This window comes from Nocardia salmonicida, assembly GCF_036142455.1.
Classification (GTDB): domain Bacteria; phylum Actinomycetota; class Actinomycetes; order Mycobacteriales; family Mycobacteriaceae; genus Nocardia; species Nocardia salmonicida.
Window position 1 is genome coordinate 5,665,634 of sequence record NZ_CP108014.1, and the last position, 15,064, is coordinate 5,680,697.

At 67.8% G+C, this 15,064-nt stretch carries 15 protein-coding genes; 9 read left to right on the forward strand and 6 right to left on the reverse strand.

Going from position 1 to position 15,064, the window contains the following annotated elements:
- Positions 1-22: 22 nt before the first annotated feature.
- Positions 23-394 (forward strand): hypothetical protein, encoded by a 372-nt coding sequence (locus OHS03_RS26565; protein WP_328657846.1) that lies wholly within the window; start codon positions 23-25, stop codon positions 392-394.
- Here OHS03_RS26565 and yczR read toward each other — a convergent pair.
- Positions 381-1,880 (reverse strand): MocR-like transcription factor YczR, encoded by a 1,500-nt coding sequence (yczR, locus tag OHS03_RS26570; protein ID WP_328657848.1) that lies wholly within the window; start codon positions 1,878-1,880, stop codon positions 381-383. The genes OHS03_RS26565 and yczR overlap by 14 nt on opposite strands.
- 62 nt (positions 1,881-1,942) lie before the next feature.
- Here yczR and OHS03_RS26575 point away from each other — a divergent pair, with 62 nt between their 5' ends.
- The 3 genes from OHS03_RS26575 to OHS03_RS26585 all read left to right on the forward strand — a co-directional run bounded on the left by OHS03_RS26575 (position 1,943) and on the right by OHS03_RS26585 (position 3,800).
- Positions 1,943-2,206 carry a hypothetical protein gene (locus OHS03_RS26575; RefSeq protein ID WP_328657850.1) on the forward strand — a complete coding sequence of 88 codons (264 nt, stop codon included), beginning with the start codon at positions 1,943-1,945 and terminating at the stop codon, positions 2,204-2,206.
- A 37-nt stretch (positions 2,207-2,243) separates the two neighbouring features.
- Positions 2,244-2,807, forward strand: a complete 564-nt coding sequence (locus OHS03_RS26580; protein ID WP_328657851.1) for a methylated-DNA--[protein]-cysteine S-methyltransferase — start codon at positions 2,244-2,246, stop codon at positions 2,805-2,807.
- Positions 2,808-2,981: 174 nt separating this feature from the next.
- Entirely contained in the window at positions 2,982-3,800 is an 819-nt protein-coding gene (locus OHS03_RS26585; RefSeq protein ID WP_328657854.1) for an alpha/beta fold hydrolase, read from the forward strand.
- Here OHS03_RS26585 and OHS03_RS26590 read toward each other — a convergent pair whose 3' ends face one another.
- Both OHS03_RS26590 and OHS03_RS26595 read right to left on the reverse strand, forming a co-directional pair.
- On the reverse strand, positions 3,801-4,094 hold the full coding sequence (locus tag OHS03_RS26590; protein ID WP_328657856.1) for a hypothetical protein: 294 nt from the start codon (positions 4,092-4,094) through the stop codon (positions 3,801-3,803).
- A 202-nt stretch (positions 4,095-4,296) separates the two neighbouring features.
- Positions 4,297-5,586, reverse strand: coding sequence for an adenylosuccinate synthase (locus tag OHS03_RS26595; RefSeq protein ID WP_301903942.1), 1,290 nt, complete (start codon positions 5,584-5,586; stop codon positions 4,297-4,299).
- Between the two features lie 265 nt (positions 5,587-5,851).
- Here OHS03_RS26595 and OHS03_RS26600 point away from each other — a divergent pair, with 265 nt between their 5' ends.
- The 3 genes from OHS03_RS26600 to OHS03_RS26610 are packed head-to-tail and all read left to right on the forward strand — an operon-like array spanning position 5,852 to position 8,161.
- Entirely contained in the window at positions 5,852-6,481 is a 630-nt protein-coding gene (locus tag OHS03_RS26600) for a hypothetical protein (RefSeq protein WP_084504760.1), read from the forward strand.
- A complete protein-coding gene (locus OHS03_RS26605; protein WP_062991737.1) occupies positions 6,478-7,266 on the forward strand; it encodes a site-2 protease family protein in 789 nt (262 codons plus the stop codon). Before OHS03_RS26600 ends, OHS03_RS26605 begins: the two co-directional genes overlap by 4 nt.
- Positions 7,267-7,306: 40 nt before the next feature.
- Positions 7,307-8,161, forward strand: coding sequence for a glycosyltransferase family 2 protein (locus OHS03_RS26610; protein ID WP_328657858.1), 855 nt, complete (start codon positions 7,307-7,309; stop codon positions 8,159-8,161).
- Position 8,162: 1 nt separating this feature from the next.
- On the opposite strand, the gene OHS03_RS26615 is transcribed toward OHS03_RS26610, so the two are convergent.
- Positions 8,163-9,329 carry an FUSC family protein gene (locus tag OHS03_RS26615; protein ID WP_194827061.1) on the reverse strand — a complete coding sequence of 389 codons (1,167 nt, stop codon included), beginning with the start codon at positions 9,327-9,329 and terminating at the stop codon, positions 8,163-8,165.
- Positions 9,330-9,354: 25 nt separating this feature from the next.
- Complete coding sequence (locus tag OHS03_RS26620; protein WP_301903947.1) at positions 9,355-9,789, reverse strand: DUF3151 domain-containing protein; 435 nt, start codon at positions 9,787-9,789, stop codon at positions 9,355-9,357.
- A 1,421-nt stretch (positions 9,790-11,210) separates the two neighbouring features.
- On the opposite strand from OHS03_RS26620, the gene OHS03_RS26625 reads away from it, so the two are divergent.
- Together OHS03_RS26625 and OHS03_RS26630 are read left to right on the forward strand one after the other, a co-directional pair.
- Complete coding sequence (locus OHS03_RS26625) at positions 11,211-12,719, forward strand: Rv0361 family membrane protein (protein WP_328657860.1); 1,509 nt, start codon at positions 11,211-11,213, stop codon at positions 12,717-12,719.
- A 97-nt stretch (positions 12,720-12,816) separates the two neighbouring features.
- Positions 12,817-13,875, forward strand: a complete 1,059-nt coding sequence (locus tag OHS03_RS26630) for a fused (3R)-hydroxyacyl-ACP dehydratase subunits HadA/HadB (protein ID WP_328657862.1) — start codon at positions 12,817-12,819, stop codon at positions 13,873-13,875.
- A 53-nt stretch (positions 13,876-13,928) separates the two neighbouring features.
- Here the strand turns inward: OHS03_RS26630 and OHS03_RS26635 are convergent, their stop codons facing one another.
- The gene (locus OHS03_RS26635) at positions 13,929-15,047 is read right to left on the reverse strand and encodes a BTAD domain-containing putative transcriptional regulator (RefSeq protein WP_056823376.1); all 1,119 of its coding nucleotides are present in this window, start codon (positions 15,045-15,047) and stop codon (positions 13,929-13,931) included.
- Positions 15,048-15,064: the final 17 nt, after the last annotated feature.

A 15,064-nucleotide genomic window follows, 5' to 3' on the forward strand; every position in this document is an offset into this window, starting at 1 on the left:
AACCGATCGAACGCCACCGAAGGTGCTCGCCGCCCTCATCGCGGCCACCACCTTCGGCGCCGCGGTGCTGTGCTTCATCCTGGCCGAGGGATTGTTCGACACCCGTAGAGCGCAGATCGCCGAAACCCATTGCCACACCGAGGCACCGGTACCGGTGATGGTGACCGTGCTGAACGGGCTCGCGACCGGGCTACTGCTGGCCGCCGCGATCTCGCTGCTGTGCCTGCTGGTGCTGTTTTTCCGCTATCCGTCCGAACGCAGCGCCGTCGCGGTGCCGCTGACGGCGGTGGGTTCGGTGCTCGCGGTGCTGTTCATGTTCGGGGCGGGGTACGAGACCGTCCGCCCGGAGCCCGCGTCCACCGGGCACAACCCGTGCGCGTTCAGTAGCAGGTGAGCGGTTGGAGTGGGTCTGCGGCGCGCGGGGTGAGGGCGTCGTAGGCGGCGGCGATGGATTTTACGGCGATACGCAGGTCGGCCGCGGGGTGGGTGTAGGGCAGTCGGACGAAACGTTCGAAGGCGCCTTGGACGCCGAAACGTGGCCCGGCGGCGAGTAGTACACCGTGATTGGGGGCGGTGGCGGCCAGCGCGGTGGAGACCGGGCTCGGCAGCTGGGCCCACACCGACATGCCGCCCGCGCCGACCGCGATGTGCCAGCCGGGGAGGTCTTCGGCGACAGCGTCGAGCAGAGCGGTGCGCTGGGTGCGTAGCTGTTCGCGGCGGCGCTCGAGGATCGGTTCGGCGTTCTCGAGCAGGTGGACGGTGGCGAGCTGGTCCATCACCGGGGTGCCGAGGTCGACGGTGGAGCGGATGCCGAGCAGCTTGGCGATCAGGGGTTGATTGGTGCGGATCCAGCCGACGCGCAGGCCACCCCAGAACGACTTCGACGCCGAACCGATCGTGACGATCTCGGAGCCTTTCGCGAACGCGGCGACCGGCGGGGGCATCGTCGCGTCCGACAGGTTCAGTTCGCCCATCGACTCGTCGACGACGACGGTCATCCTGGTGTCACGAGCGATGGCGGCCAGTTCGGCGCGCCCTTCGGCGTTCAGCAGCAGACCGGTGGGGTTGTTGAAGTCGGGAACCAAATAGGCGAGGGTGGCCGCGGTCTGCCGCGCGGTGCTGCGCAGACCTTCGAGATCCCAACCGGCGTCGGGGAATTCGGGTCGCAGCGGGATCGGGATGGGGCGGGCGCCGACATCGCGAATGGCCTCGATGGCGTTCGGGTAGGACGGGTGCTCGATCAGCACTCGCGCGCCCGGCGAGGCGAGCACGTTGAGGAGCAGCCGAAGTCCGTGTTGCGCACCGAGAGTCACCAGGATCTGTTCCGGTTCCGTCGGCAGGCCACGGGCGGTGTAGCGACGGGCCAGCGCTTCGCGCAGCGCGAGAATTCCCACCGGGTCCATACCGTGGGTGCCGAGGTAGGACGGAATCCCTTGCAGTGCGATGGAATACGCATCGTGCAATTCAGGCGAAGCAGGCATCGCGGCGTAGGTCATGTCGATGGTCGGCAGTTCCGGCTGCGCCATCAGGGCCATGATGCCGCGGCTCGGCTTGGCTCCGTCGTGCTGGATCGCGGGCGGTAGCGCGACCGTGCTGCGCGAACCCTGGCGACTGATCAGGTAGCCGTGTTCACGCAGCAGCGAATACGTGGAGGTGATGGTGGTGCGGCTGACGCCGAGCGTGCCCGCCAGATCGCGCTCGCTGGGCAGCGCGACGCCGAGCGGGGCGCGACCGTCGTGGATCAGCAGCCGGATGGCCTCGGCCAAGGCCAGGTAGGCGGGCCGGTGCGGGCGACGTTCGGCATCGCCGTCGGTTTCCGGGTCACGCCACCGGCCGAGGTCGCGAGCCAAGCCTGCCGCGCCGATCACTCTTGTCGCCATAAAGTCCAGTATTCCCTAAGTGGATATTTCTAAGCAAGGCCAGTGGGTGGATTCTTACTGACATGACCACTTTCCTCGCCCTCGCCGTTGCCGTTGCCTTCGGGTTGGCGGTCTACCACTTCTCGCCCAAGAAGGGCGAGCTGCCGTTCTGGCCATTCCAATATCTGCCGCATGACCGGGCTTTCAGCACCTACGACGAGCAACGACTCTACCGGGATCTCGATGCGATGCGGGCGCACGAGGTCAACGATAAGGCAGTCCAGTTGCCCAAAACTGGCCTTAACAATGGTTCGGCGGACACGCAGCCGGGGTCGCTCGCCGCGTGAGCGTGTCTTTGTCGGTGGGTCGGCGCACACTGTGATCATGAGTGACTCGACGCAGACCGAGACGGTGGTCTCGGCACTGTTCGACACCGCTATCGGGCTGTGCGCGATCGCCTGGCACGGTGATTCCGTTGTCCGGTTCCAGCTGCCGGAGGCCAGCGAGGAGGAGACCCTCGCGCGGATCACCCGGCCGTTCGACGGGTCCGTGGTGCCGGAGAGCGCGCCGGGGCCGGTGATCGTCGAGGCGATCGCGGGAATCCGCGCCCACCTCGACGGGGCGCTCGATTCGCTGCGCTGGATCGAGGTGGATCTGCGGGGTGTGCCGGACTTCCATCGCGCGGTGTACGCGGTGACGCGCGACATCGACCCAGGTCACACGCTCAGCTACGGCGATATCGCGAGCCGCGTCGGCGCTCCCGGCTCCGCGCAAGCCGTCGGGCAAGCATTGGGACGCAATCCGGTGCCGCTCATCATTCCGTGCCACCGGGTGCTCGCGGCCGATCACGCATTGCACGGGTTCTCGGCGCCGGGCGGGATCGGCACCAAAGCGCGGCTGTTGGAGATCGAACGGACGCCGGGTTTCGGCGAGCCGATGTTGTTCTGATCGACATCCAGGTCGCTACCGATGAATTCCCTCGGCGGCCACCGTCTCAACGAGCAAGATCGAACTCGCCCGACTTGGTGGTCAACTGCCGGGTCCGCGAAACCCGCGCGGACCTGCGGTCGAGGCGATCGCGTACCGTCGAGCGCGGCGGCCCGTTATCGAGAGGAATTCCCCATGCATACTGTGACGTCGGCCGACGGCACCACGATTGCCTACGACCGGATCGGCGAGGGGACGGCCGGGACCGTGATCCTGATCGGTGGAGCCTTCAGCTACCGCGAGTTCCCGACGATGGTCGAACTCGCGCAGGCGCTGGCCGACGATTACGGGCTGACGGTGCTGAACTACGACCGGCGCGGCCGTGGCGACAGCACGGACTCTCCCGGTGTGTACGACGCGGCCAACGAGGTCGCCGATATCGCGGCGCTGGTCGAGGCCGAGGGCCCGAAGGCGGCGCTGTTCGGCTGGTCCTCCGGCGCCGCGCTCGCACTGCTGGCCGCGCAGTCGGTACCGGGCGTCACCGAGGTGGTGGCTTTCGAGCCCCCGTTCGTGGTCGACACGAAAGGCCATGTGCCGCCGAAGGATCTGGAAGTCAAACTCCATCCGATGATCGCCGCGGGTGAGCGCGGGAAAACCGTGCGCTACTACATGACAAAGGCGATGGGGATGCCGTTGCTCATGGTGGCGGCGATGCGGGTGACGCCGTTCTGGAAAACGCTTGCGGCCACCTCGAATTCGACAGCCCACGACTGGGCGGTGATGAAGCCGTACATGCAGGGCAAGAAGCTGGATCCGGCCGATTGGCAGGGTGTCGAGGTTCCGGTGCTCGTCCTCGCGGGCGAGCGCACCGCGCCACTGCTCATCAAGGGCTCGAAGGCCGCGGCCGCTGTGCTGCCGAAGGCGGAGTTCGCCGAGCTCCCCGGGGTGAGTCACAACCCGAAGGTCTCGGTTCTCGCCCCCGCTGTCGGCGAATTCCTCACCCGCACAAGGTAATCAGGGCGGCGGTGGGTGGTCGCGGAAGAACTGGCACGGCTCACCGGTGAGGTAACCGTCCATACAGGCGAAGTAGGCCTGAACGCAGCTGTTACTCGTACAACCGGCGCTGTAGAGCATCCCGCGAATGCGCTCGTTGCGCTGTTGCGAGGGGGCCAGCGTCTGCGCGGGCGGCAACACCGAAGTCACCGGGGCGGTACTGGGCGAGGGGGCGGGGGCGTCCGGCGCGGCGCATCCCGGTAGCACCACCAGCGCGAGCAACGCCGCAGCGGCGAAAACACTACGCATCGCCATCGTCCATCTCCCTCCGAAACCCGTCTCGACGCTACCCGGCGAACGTTCGACTGTCAGACAGTGGCGCCGTAACCGCTGCCGAGCACGCCCGCGATCGCGGATGCCACACATTGATAGCGATAGATGTCCGGTACCCCGACCAAAACAAAGGTCCGGTGCCGTAAACCGGCACCGGACCCCTGGTTAGTTCTTCGGTCTCACATCACGCGAGCACGTCGTGGCGAACGATCGTCTGGTCGCGACCCGGACCCACTCCGATGCACGAGATCCGCGCACCCGACAGCTCTTCGAGCCGCAGCACATACGCCTGAGCGTTGGCGGGCAGCTCCTCGAAGGTGCGGGCGTGGGAGATGTCCTCCCACCAACCCGGCAGCTCCTCGTAGATCGGCTTGGCGTGATGGAACCCGGTCTGTGTGGTGGGCATCTGCTCGACCCGCTTGCCGTCGACCTCGTAGGCCACGCAGATCGGCACCGTGTCCAGGCCGGACAGCACGTCCAGCTTGGTGAGGAAGTAGTCGGTGACGCCGTTGACGCGGGTGGCGTACCGGCTGATCACCGCGTCGAACCAACCACAGCGCCGCGCACGACCGGTGGTGACACCGACCTCGCCGCCGTTCTTGGCCAGGAACTCACCGAAGTTGTCGAACAGCTCGGTCGGGAACGGGCCGGAGCCGACGCGGGTGGTGTAGCACTTCAGGATGCCGAGCACCGTGTCGATCTTGTTCGGACCGATGCCCGAACCCACCGCGGCCCCGCCCGCGGTCGGGTTGGACGAGGTGACGAACGGATAGGTGCCGTGGTCGACATCGAGCAGCGTGCCCTGCGAGCCTTCCAGCAGCACGGTGTCGCCGCGCTCGAGCGCCAGGTTCAGCTCGAGCCGGGTGTCGGAGATGCGGTGCTTGAACGATTCGGCCTGCTCGAGCACCTCGTCCACCACCTGCTGCGGATCGAGCGCGCGGCGGTTGTAGATCTTGACCAGCACCTGGTTCTTGAATTCCAGGGCGGCTTCGACCTTCTGGGTGAGGATCTTCTCGTCGAGCACATCCGCCACGCGGACGCCGACGCGAGCGACCTTGTCCTGGTAGCAGGGGCCGATACCGCGACCGGTGGTGCCGATCTTACGGTTGCCGAGGAAGCGTTCGGTGACCTTATCGATGGCCACGTGGTACGGCATGATCAGGTGCGCGTCCGCGGAGAGCAGCAGGCCGGAGGTATCGACTCCGCGCTCTTCCAGACCGGCGAGTTCGTCGAGCAGCACGCCGGGATCGACGACGACACCGTTACCGATGACGTTCTTGACGCCAGGGGTGAGGATGCCGGACGGAATCAGGTGCAGCGCGAACTTGTCGCCATTGGGGAGAACTACCGTGTGACCGGCGTTGTTGCCGCCTTGGTATCGGACCACCCACTGCAACCGCTCACCGAGCAGGTCTGTAGCTTTGCCCTTACCCTCGTCGCCCCATTGGGCACCGATGAGGACGATTGCCGGCATTTCGGAGTCTCCTACAGATCGACGGCAGCGCACGCGGCACTGCAGCTACCTGCCGTAGACGCTGGCGCGTCTAACACTGAGGCGGCGGCCGGAGACACAGTCTAGCCGACGCCTGATCAGGTCCTGTCGACCTGCCCTGCGGAGCGCGCCGACCCCGCCCTACCGCACCTGCCCTGATCGGTTACGGTTACCAGTCGGCAGTGAGTTTGCGTGACCGAGGAGGGTGTACCGCAGTTTGAGTACCCATGTTCTCCGATGCGGTGAAATGCCGGTCCCGATCGCCCTCTCCTCGTTACCCAATACCCAGACCGGGCGGGTTCCCGATGTCGCGGTGATCGATGAGCTGCTGCCGGTGCTGGCCGCCGACAGCCTCCCGCGCCTGATCGTGCTCGGCGCCGATGCCTCGCTCGCCGCCGTGCTCACCCATTTGATGCGCACCGAGCGGTTGCACGTCGAAGTCGGTTTCGTGCCCGTCGATACCACCTACGCCTCGCGGGTCTATCAGACCGGAACCGGGAACGGCGCCGCGAAGCGAGCGGTGGAGGGCCGGGCGATCGAGACGCCGCTGATCCGTGACGACACCGGCACCGTGCTGGTCGGGCGCGCGAGCATCACCGGCGTCGACGGCGAGAAGCTCGAAGGCGAAGCCTATGTCGACGACACGCTGCTGTTCACCGGCAAAGTCACCACGATGCTGATCTCGCCGACGATGACCATGCCCGGCGTCCGCGCGCGAGTGCGTAAAGGTCTGCGCAAGCGCACCTGGGTTTCCGGTCGCGCCGCCCAACTCGGCACGCCGCGGGCCGTGGTCACCCGCGACGGGATCACCGCCGAACGCACCGTTCCCCGCTCGACGTTCTATCGATTCGAACAACCCTGGTTACTGGTGCGATGACTTACTCCTTCCCCTCGGAACGGCGGTCCGGGCACAGCGCGGTCCGGCCGAGCCCGGTTTTCCTGCTGATCGTGCTGGTCACCGTGGGCGGCGGTGCACTCGCCTGGGACGCCGACATCGACTCGGTGCGCGCCAAGGTCGGCGTGTTCCTGCTCGTGGTGTTCGGCTGGATCATCAGTTTGTGCCTGCACGAGTTCTCCCACGCGTACGTGGCGTGGCGAGCGGGCGATCACGAAGTGGAGGTGCGTGGGTATCTCACGCTGAATCCGCTGAAGTACAGCCACCCGGTGCTGTCGATCGGCCTGCCGCTGGTATTCATCGCGCTCGGCGGGATCGGTTTGCCCGGCGGCGCGGTGTATGTCGACACGACACGGTTCAAGACGAGTGTGCAACGCCTGGTGAGCGCGGTCGGGCCGGCATCGAACGCGCTGTGCGCGGTGGTGCTGCTGATCGTGATCCGGGCTTTCGGATCGGTCACCGAGCATGCCGCGTTCTGGTGCGGGCTCAGTTTTCTGGCGTTTTTGCAGATCACCGCGTTTCTGCTGAACGTTCTTCCGGTTCCGGGGCTGGACGGCTACGGGATCATCGAGCCGTCGCTGAGCTACCAGACACGGCGCTCGCTCGATCAGTTCAAGCCGTACGGCATGCTGATCCTGTTCGCGGTCATCTTCTTCACGCCGCTCAACCAGGTGTTCTTCAACGGTGTTTACGCATTGTTCGAACTCTCGGGGGTACCTGAGGTGTGGGCTGCGTACGGCGGCCAATTGACCCGATTCTGGCGTTGATAGCCTCGGGTCAAAATCGACCCTGGAACGGAAATTGCGTATGAGCTCTACCGAATCGTCCGCTGTCCTGTCCGTCGTCATCCCGACACTCGACGAAGCAGCGGTTATCGCCGCATGCCTCGAGCGCCTCGTCAGCCAGGATGCGATCGATGAGATCGTGGTCGTCGACAACGGCAGCACCGACGACACCCGCGAGATCGTCGCCGAACTAGCCGCTCGACATCCCCAGATCGAACTGATCTCCGAGCCGCAGCCCGGCGTCGCGTTCGCTCGCAACACCGGTTTCGACAAGGCGCGCGGCGACATCCTCGGCCGCATCGACGCCGACACCCTCGTCTCCCCCGAGTGGGGCGCCACCGTGCGCGCCCACCTCGACTCCCACCCGGACACCGAGGCGGTGACCGGCATCAGCACCTATCACGACTCCCCGATCGGCATCTTCCTCGCCGCCGCGATCGGCGGCCAGGAGCGGCTCGGGCTGATCAAGAGCCAGCCCGTCGGCAATGTGCACGGCGCCAATATGGCGATCCGGCGCTCGGCGTGGGAGCAGGTGCGTTCGGCCACCACTACCCGCCGTGACCTGCACGAAGACCTCGATCTGGCGCTGTGCCTCTCGAAGGCGAAGCTGCGCATCGACCAGCTGCCGACGTTGCGGGCCGAGATCTCCGCACGCCGCCGCAAGACCCCGCCGAGCGTGTGGTGGAAATACCAGCTGCGCGGGCTACAGACCATCGCCAACCAGGGCTACGCCGTCGTGCCGTTCCATCGTGCGGTGATCACCGGCGCCTGGATCATGCACACCTCGCAGTGGCCGATCTACCGGGCGTGGGATTTCGATCGCAAGCGTTTCTCGCTGCGTTCGGGACGCCCGCGCGTTTCCCCCGTCGGCGACTGAGTCACTCCTCGGGCGTCACATACGGATTGGGCACGGTGGGTGGGAGCAGTGCGATCGCCGAGATGCGCTGCATCCCACACACCACCATCAGATCCACCACGATCGAACGAAGCTGCGCGAACACCACGTGCGCCGACAATCCCGCCCCGACAACGAGTTCGGGGCGGGCGCCTTTGGCGACGCTGCGCACCGACTTGAGGGCTTCGGCCTGATCGGGTTGTTCGCCCGGGTCGGCGAGCATCATCTTGCGGACCACGTCGGTGGCGTGGCCCAACTGGTCGAGAAGGTCGATCAAGCGCGGATCGAGGACCTCGTCGTCACGGACGAGGGTGAGCGAACGGCGAAGCAGTACACGGGTATTGCGGACGGCGTTGTCGAGCGGGTCGGCCGCGTTGTGGATGCGTTCCAAGCGTTTTCGGGAATTCCAGTACAGCGGTGAGATGCGGCTGATCTCACGGCCGCCCGCGAGCGCGTCGCGGAGAGCGTCGATCTTGGGCTGGGTGTCACGCACCGCCGACAGCGAGTCGGACACCTTCGTCGAGTTCTGTTCGAGCAGGCCCTCGGCGCAGGTGATCATCGATTTACTCATCACCGACAGCACGTCGGCGGCATGTTCGCGGGCGCGGCGCACCGGATGCAGCGGGATCAGCGCGACCATCAGCACGCCGACGAGTCCGCCGATCAAGGCGTCGATCATGCGGTTGGGGCCCGCGCCGGGCGCCTGATTCAAGGTCGAGACCAGCACGGCCGAACCAGCAGCCTGGATCGTCATGAGCGCGCCGCTGCCGAGAAAGATCGACACCGACATAGCGCCGCCGACCACCAGAGCCACCTGCCAGACACCGGTGCCTACCTGGGCGATGAACAGGTCACCGATGCCGATGCCCACCGCGACACCCACCACCAGTTCCACCGACCGGCGCACTCGCGCACCGAACGAGACGCCGATGGAGACCACCGCGGCGGTCGGCGCGAAGAACGGTTCGACGTGGCCGATGAGGTTGTGGGCGATGAACCAGGCCAGCGCGGCGCCGAGCGCGCACTGGATGATCGGGACCGCCGAGAGCCGCAGGCGCTCGATCGACGCCCGGTACCGGCCGACGGTGCTGACCTTGGCGGCCGCGACCACCGGAGTGGCGACGGCGACGAATGGCCTGTGTTCGCTCACCTACGACTCGGACCCGACCGCTGACTCAGTCCAGGCCGAGTTCGCTCGCCGCGCGCGGATCGCAGTCTTCGAGCAGGTCGAGGCAGCGGGCGTACTCCTCGGTCTCGCCGATCGTCTTCGCGGCGCTCGCCAGCGCGCCGACGCTGCGCAGGAACCCCTGGTTGGCTTCGTGGCTCCACGGGACGGGGCCGAAACCCTTCCAGCCGTTGCGACGCAGCAGGTCGAGGCCGCGGTGGTAACCGGTGCGGGCGAAGGCGTACGCGGCGACGGTGTCGTGGTTCACCTCGCCACCGGCGCGCTTCAGAGCGGCCTCTGCCAGCTGGGCCCATGCGATCGATGCGGCCGGGTATTGCGCGGCGACCTCGACGGGGTCGGTGCCCGCGGCAATGGCGTCTTCGGCGTCGGTCAGTTCGGGAAGGAGGACCGGCTGCGGTCCGAGCAGGTCACCGAAGGAGGTCATGGGTTCATTGTGCACCGAGGGTCCTGCGGGCGCCGACCGGCCCGCCGCAGCGCTCCCCCACGCGCCGCATTCCCGCGAAACGCACCCGACTGGGAGCCGCTCGCCGGGCGTACCTCCGCCTTCGCTACGACCGTGCGCGCGAGAGTTGGGACCGCTTCGCGTCCGTGCCTATTAGGCTGAGCGCAGAGTGCAACGTTCGAGCCTGAGCGAGGGGTACAGAGGTGTCCGACCCGACCGACGAGAACAACCCGGCAGCAAAGTCTGCCGGTCCCGGCGCGCCCGGCCAGCGTGACGATTCGTCCGCGTCTCCTCCCGGCGCACCGGAGTCGGTCACCGAGCCGGACCGCGCGACGAGGGCGCCGGTGAGTGCGGACCAGACGGTGGTGATTCGGCGAGGGGATCTGCCGCGTCAGCCCGATGATGCCGCGCGCGTGCAGGACGCTCGTTCCGGTGGGACGCCCCCTGCCGCGGGGCAGGGTGATCAGCCCGGTGGTCCGCAGCGCTCGGGTGGCCCCGGTGCGGATGGACCTCGAGCAAGCGCGCAGGGCAATGGGGGCGGATCCCCGCAGGGTGGATCTCGGGCTCCGCAGGGCAATCCCGCCGGTGGACGACCGGGCGGCGCCGCACCCGGTGTGGGGCAGGGCTCCGCGCGGTCGGGGAATACACCTGGTGGACAACAGCCTTCGGGTCCGGGGGCTCAGCAGTCCTGGGGTCGGCCAGGGTTCACGCCAGGTGGTTCGCGGCCGGGTAGCGGCCCCGGCGCGGGACAGCCGGGCAATGCGCCCGGCGCACAGCAATTTTCGGGTCGACCTGGCAACGCGCCTGGTGCACAACAGCATCCGGGCCAGGGTGGACCACGGCCCGGGGCTCCGGCCGGTGGGCCCGGCCCGGTGAACGGACCCCAAGCGGGACGCGGGCCGTCGCAAGGCGGTGGACGCGGGCCCAATGGTGGACCGGGCTCGCAGGCTGGTAGACCACGAGTAGGAGGCGGCCCTGCCGGCGCGCCCGGTGCTCGGCAGCCAGGCGGGCCGGGTAACGCGGGACCGCGCCCTGCCGGACCGGGCGGCGCTCCGCGTGTGAGCGGACCCGGCGGACCGGCACCGGTCGGTCGGCAAGGGAACGCCCCTGCGGGGCGGCCGGGAGAGCAAGGACCGGAGCAGGATTCGGCCGGTGCCGGGTCGCCGTTGGCCGGGCTGGCGAAGGGATTACCCGGCAAGAATCAGGGCGGCAAGCCGGACGCTCCGAGCTCCGCGCCTCGTGCCGAGCAGGACGCTGATCTCGCGGGCCCGGACGCACCGACGACCGCGATGTCGATTCCCGGGCGGAGTCCGGCGGCTGGACGTGGCTCGGCGGATGACAGCACGGTGAAAATAGGTGGCGACCAAGCGAAGTCGGCTCAAGCGGATGTACCGACGGCCGCGATGAGCCGGGCTGATCTCACCATCGACCCAGCAGACGCGGCGGACGACAATGCCTCCGCACCGAGCGACAAGTCCGAACTCGGCTCGGTTGCCGCGGCGGCGGGTGCGGCCGCAGGTGCCGCGGTAGCGGCAGGGACCGACGGATCCGACGAGCAGTCGGAAGCTCGGGACCCGAAGGCCGACGGCGACTCCGGCACCCGCGTGCAGGACGGCGGTGCGCCCCCGAGCGACACCGATAAGACTGCGGCCGAGGCTGATTCGAAGGAGTCCGAGACCACTCGCAGTGCTGCCCCGGCGGCAGAGCCCGAAGAAGACCCGACTGCCGCTTCGGCCGAAGTGCCCGACGCCGATTCGTCCGAGGCTGCAGCGGCGGCCTCGCGGGACGACAAGCCGGTCGACGTCGAGGCGACAGAGAAGTTCAGCACGAGCAAGCCGACGGGCAACGGCCCCTCTTCCGAGGATCAGACCGTGGCGATGAAGGTGGCGTCTGCGGATTCGCCGACTACCGCCATGCCGGTACAGCGGGCGAAGACCGCCGGTCCGGGTGGGACCGATCGGGTGGTGCCGCCCGCCGGTGGACGGCCGGCGATGACTCCGCCGCCGAATACGCCGCGTGGTCCGGCCGGACCACGGCAGGCCGGACAGCCGGGGCCCGGCCAGCTCGGACCCGCCGGTCCGGGCCAGTCCCCTGCCGGTCCGGGGCAACACGGGCCGGCGGGCCCGGGTCAGCAAGGGCCGCCGCGCGGTCCGCAGCAAGGACCTGTCGGCCCCAGGCCCGGTGGACCGGGGCAGCAGGCGCCGGTCGGCTCGGGACAACAGGGACTCGGCCAGCAGGGTCCGACGGGCCCCGGCCCGCAGGGTCCGCGCGGTGCGGAGCAGCTGGGGGTCGAAGAGACTCAGCCTTCACCGCCGCGCGGGCCGGGTGCGCCGCAGCGGACGGGTGGATCGGCGCCTTCGCCTGCCGACATTCAGCCCACTAGACCCGCGCAGCAGTTGGCGGAGGGGCAGCGGCAGGTCGCGCCGCCCCAGCGCATCGGGGCGCAGGGCGAGGCCCCGGCCGAACCCGGCGCGAAGCAGTCGAAAAAATGGCTGCTGGCCGCCGGTGGTGCCGCGGTGCTGGTCGTCGCCTTGATCGCGACAGTCGTGGCGTTGATGGGCGGCACCGACGATTCGCCCGAGGGCCAGGTGAAGGCCGTGATCGGGGACTACACCGACGCGCTGCGCAGCGGTGACCTGGAGGACCTGCGGGCGAGCACGTGCGGCGAGCTGCACACGTTCTATCAGGGCATCACCGCCGAACAGTTCAAGGGCGTGCACGAAGTCTCGACCGAGCGCGGTTCCATCCCGGTCGTCGACAGTGTGGACGCGGTGCGGATCACCGGCGACACCGCGCTGGCTCAGGCCACGGTGTACACCTCGGCGGATCCGTCGAAGCGGACCGCGCGGACGTTCGACCTGCAGCGCACCGACGGTAGCTGGAAGGTGTGTGATCCCGCGGGTACCCCCTGATCGTGCCTCGACCCGTCCTAGTGGGCACTTCTGCCTGCTATGACGGGTCACACATAACTGGTGATCCAGACCAGTAAACAAGTAAGTTTTCTGGATCATGAGCAGGGAACAGACAGTGGAGCAGCCGGACATCGATGCTGTGGTCCCGGATGCGACACCGGTCGGTCGGCGCTTCGGGTTCCGCGATCACTACGAAGTCGGCCGCGAGAAGATCCGAGAATTCGCCAGGGCGGTGCAGAACCTGCACCCGGCCCATCAGCAGGAAGTCGACGCGCGCAAGCTCGGCTACGACGGCGTGATCGCCCCGCCGACCTTCGCCTCGGTGATCGGCATGACGGCCACCCGCGCCCTGCTCGACAGCGTGCTCAGCGAGTACGACCTGTCGCAGGTGCTGCAGACCGACCAGGTGTTCGAGCTGTTCCAGCCGATGCTGGCCGGCGACCGGATCAGCACCGAGCTCGAGATCGAGTCGATCCGCCAGTTCAGCGACAACGACTTCATCAACGTCGGCTTCACGCTGCGCAACCAGCACGGCCAGGTCGCCGTGCAGGGCACCACCATGATCGTGGCCCGCCGCGGTGTCGAGGTGGACCCCAATATCGTCGAGGCCGTCGAGAACATCAGCATGCACCCGCACCCCGACACCGTCGGCGGCGACGGCACCGGCGACCCCCTGATCCGCCTCACCGGCCCCGCCCCCGCCCTCCCCCAGCGCGAAACCGTAGCGGTCAACACCACCCCCGAATTCGACACTCTGGCAAAGGGAACCGAACTTCCCCCCGCCACCGCCCGCCTGACCCGCGGCGACCTGGCCAATTACGCAGGCGTCTCCGGCGACCCCAACCCGATCCACTTCAGCGATCGCGCAGCCGAACTTGCGGGCCTGCCCACCGTGGTGGCCCACGGTCTACTCACCATGGGCCTGGCCGCGCAGTACCTGACCGATTGGCTCGGCGACCCCACCGCCATCGAGAAGCTGAGCGTCCGCTTCTCGGGATTCGTCCCGGTTCCCCCCGCCGAGGCAGGCGTCATCGAGTTCTCCGGAAAGATCAAGTCGATAGACTCCGACCGCCGCGCGGCAACAGTCCTGTTGAGCGGAATCTCCGAGGGCCGCAAGCTCTTCGGCCGAGCAGCAGCCGAAATCCGCCTGACGTAACCCCGATAAATACCCCGTGTCCGCGGCCTGCACCCTCGAGGCCGCGGACACCCCTACTTCACGGCGATGAACACCAAAACGGTCCCACCGATACGGATTACATCCCCATCGGCCAACAACGCACCGCTATCAATCGGCACCTCATTGACATAAACCCCGTTGGCCGAGTGCAGATCCTTGATCAACAACCCGGCCCGGCTGGGCATGATGTGTGCGTGATACCGACTGGCCTTCGGATCATCGAGCACCAGCTCGTTGTCCGTCATCCGGCCGATCCGGATCCCCCCGTGCGGAATCGGCAGCGTACGCCCATCGGCGAATCGCAGATTGCCGTTCCGGATCGACTGTGGAACCTCGGTCACAGTCTCGGTCATCGCCGCGGCCACCTGATCAGACCGCCTGGAAGCCAACACATTCAACGGCTCCTGCCGCAGAACCTGCCGCTCCAGCTCGATCAATGCGGCTCCGGGATCGATGCCCAGCTCCTCGGCGAGGACACCACGCACCCGACGGCAAGCCTCCAACGCATCGGCCTGCCGCCCGGACAGGTACAGCGCGGTGATCAGCTGGCCCCACAGCGGCTCGCGCAGCGGATGTTCGTTGGTCATCGACACCAGCTCGCCGATCACCGAAGAAGCGCGCCCGCAGGCGATTTCAGCGTCGACGCGGGCGGAGACGGCGAGCAGCCGCTCCTCGTTCATCGCGGTGGCGAAACCGTCGGCGAACTGCAATCCGGCCAGATCGGCCAGCGCCCGCCCGGTCCATTCCCGCAGTGCCGCACCGAAAAGATTGGCGGCACCGGGGTGGTCGCCCACGTCCAAACACCGCGTACCGGCTTCGCGCGCACTCTCGAACCGGCCGAGATCACAGGCGGTGTCGGGGATTTCGAGCCGATACCCCGCGCCCTCGGTCCGCAACACCTGCGCCGAATCGATCCCCGCGTTGCGCAGTGCCTTGCGAATATTCGACACGAACACCTGCAGGCTGGCGGCGTAGGAATCCGGCGGATCCTCGTTCCATACCATCTCGGCAAGCACAGCAGAAGACACCGCGCGCCGCCGGTTGACGGTGAGCGCGGCAAGGAGAGCGCGCGGCTTGGGCCCGCCGACCGCTACCGGCTCGCCGCCGACGAGCAGTCGAACGGGCCCGAGCACACGGACATCAAGACTCATGAGCTCGGGCCCCGTTT

Bases quoted from the DNA above. Each gene is read 5' to 3' on its own strand.
- OHS03_RS26605 (WP_062991737.1), top strand. From the start codon at position 6,478: ATGACTTACTCCTTCCCCTCGGAACGGCGGTCCGGGCACAGCGCGGTC.
- OHS03_RS26590 (WP_328657856.1), bottom strand. From the start codon at position 4,094: ATGGCGATGCGTAGTGTTTTCGCCGCTGCGGCGTTGCTCGCGCTGGTG.
- OHS03_RS26585 (WP_328657854.1), top strand. From the start codon at position 2,982: ATGCATACTGTGACGTCGGCCGACGGCACCACGATTGCCTACGACCGG.
- OHS03_RS26610 (WP_328657858.1), top strand. From the start codon at position 7,307: ATGAGCTCTACCGAATCGTCCGCTGTCCTGTCCGTCGTCATCCCGACA.
- OHS03_RS26575 (WP_328657850.1), top strand. From the start codon at position 1,943: ATGACCACTTTCCTCGCCCTCGCCGTTGCCGTTGCCTTCGGGTTGGCG.
- OHS03_RS26630 (WP_328657862.1), top strand. From the start codon at position 12,817: ATGAGCAGGGAACAGACAGTGGAGCAGCCGGACATCGATGCTGTGGTC.
- OHS03_RS26635 (WP_056823376.1), bottom strand. From the start codon at position 15,047: ATGAGTCTTGATGTCCGTGTGCTCGGGCCCGTTCGACTGCTCGTCGGC.
- OHS03_RS26625 (WP_328657860.1), top strand. From the start codon at position 11,211: ATGAGCCGGGCTGATCTCACCATCGACCCAGCAGACGCGGCGGACGAC.
- OHS03_RS26600 (WP_084504760.1), top strand. From the start codon at position 5,852: ATGCCGGTCCCGATCGCCCTCTCCTCGTTACCCAATACCCAGACCGGG.
- OHS03_RS26595 (WP_301903942.1), bottom strand. From the start codon at position 5,586: ATGCCGGCAATCGTCCTCATCGGTGCCCAATGGGGCGACGAGGGTAAG.
- OHS03_RS26580 (WP_328657851.1), top strand. From the start codon at position 2,244: ATGAGTGACTCGACGCAGACCGAGACGGTGGTCTCGGCACTGTTCGAC.
- OHS03_RS26620 (WP_301903947.1), bottom strand. From the start codon at position 9,789: ATGACCTCCTTCGGTGACCTGCTCGGACCGCAGCCGGTCCTCCTTCCC.
- yczR (WP_328657848.1), bottom strand. From the start codon at position 1,880: ATGGCGACAAGAGTGATCGGCGCGGCAGGCTTGGCTCGCGACCTCGGC.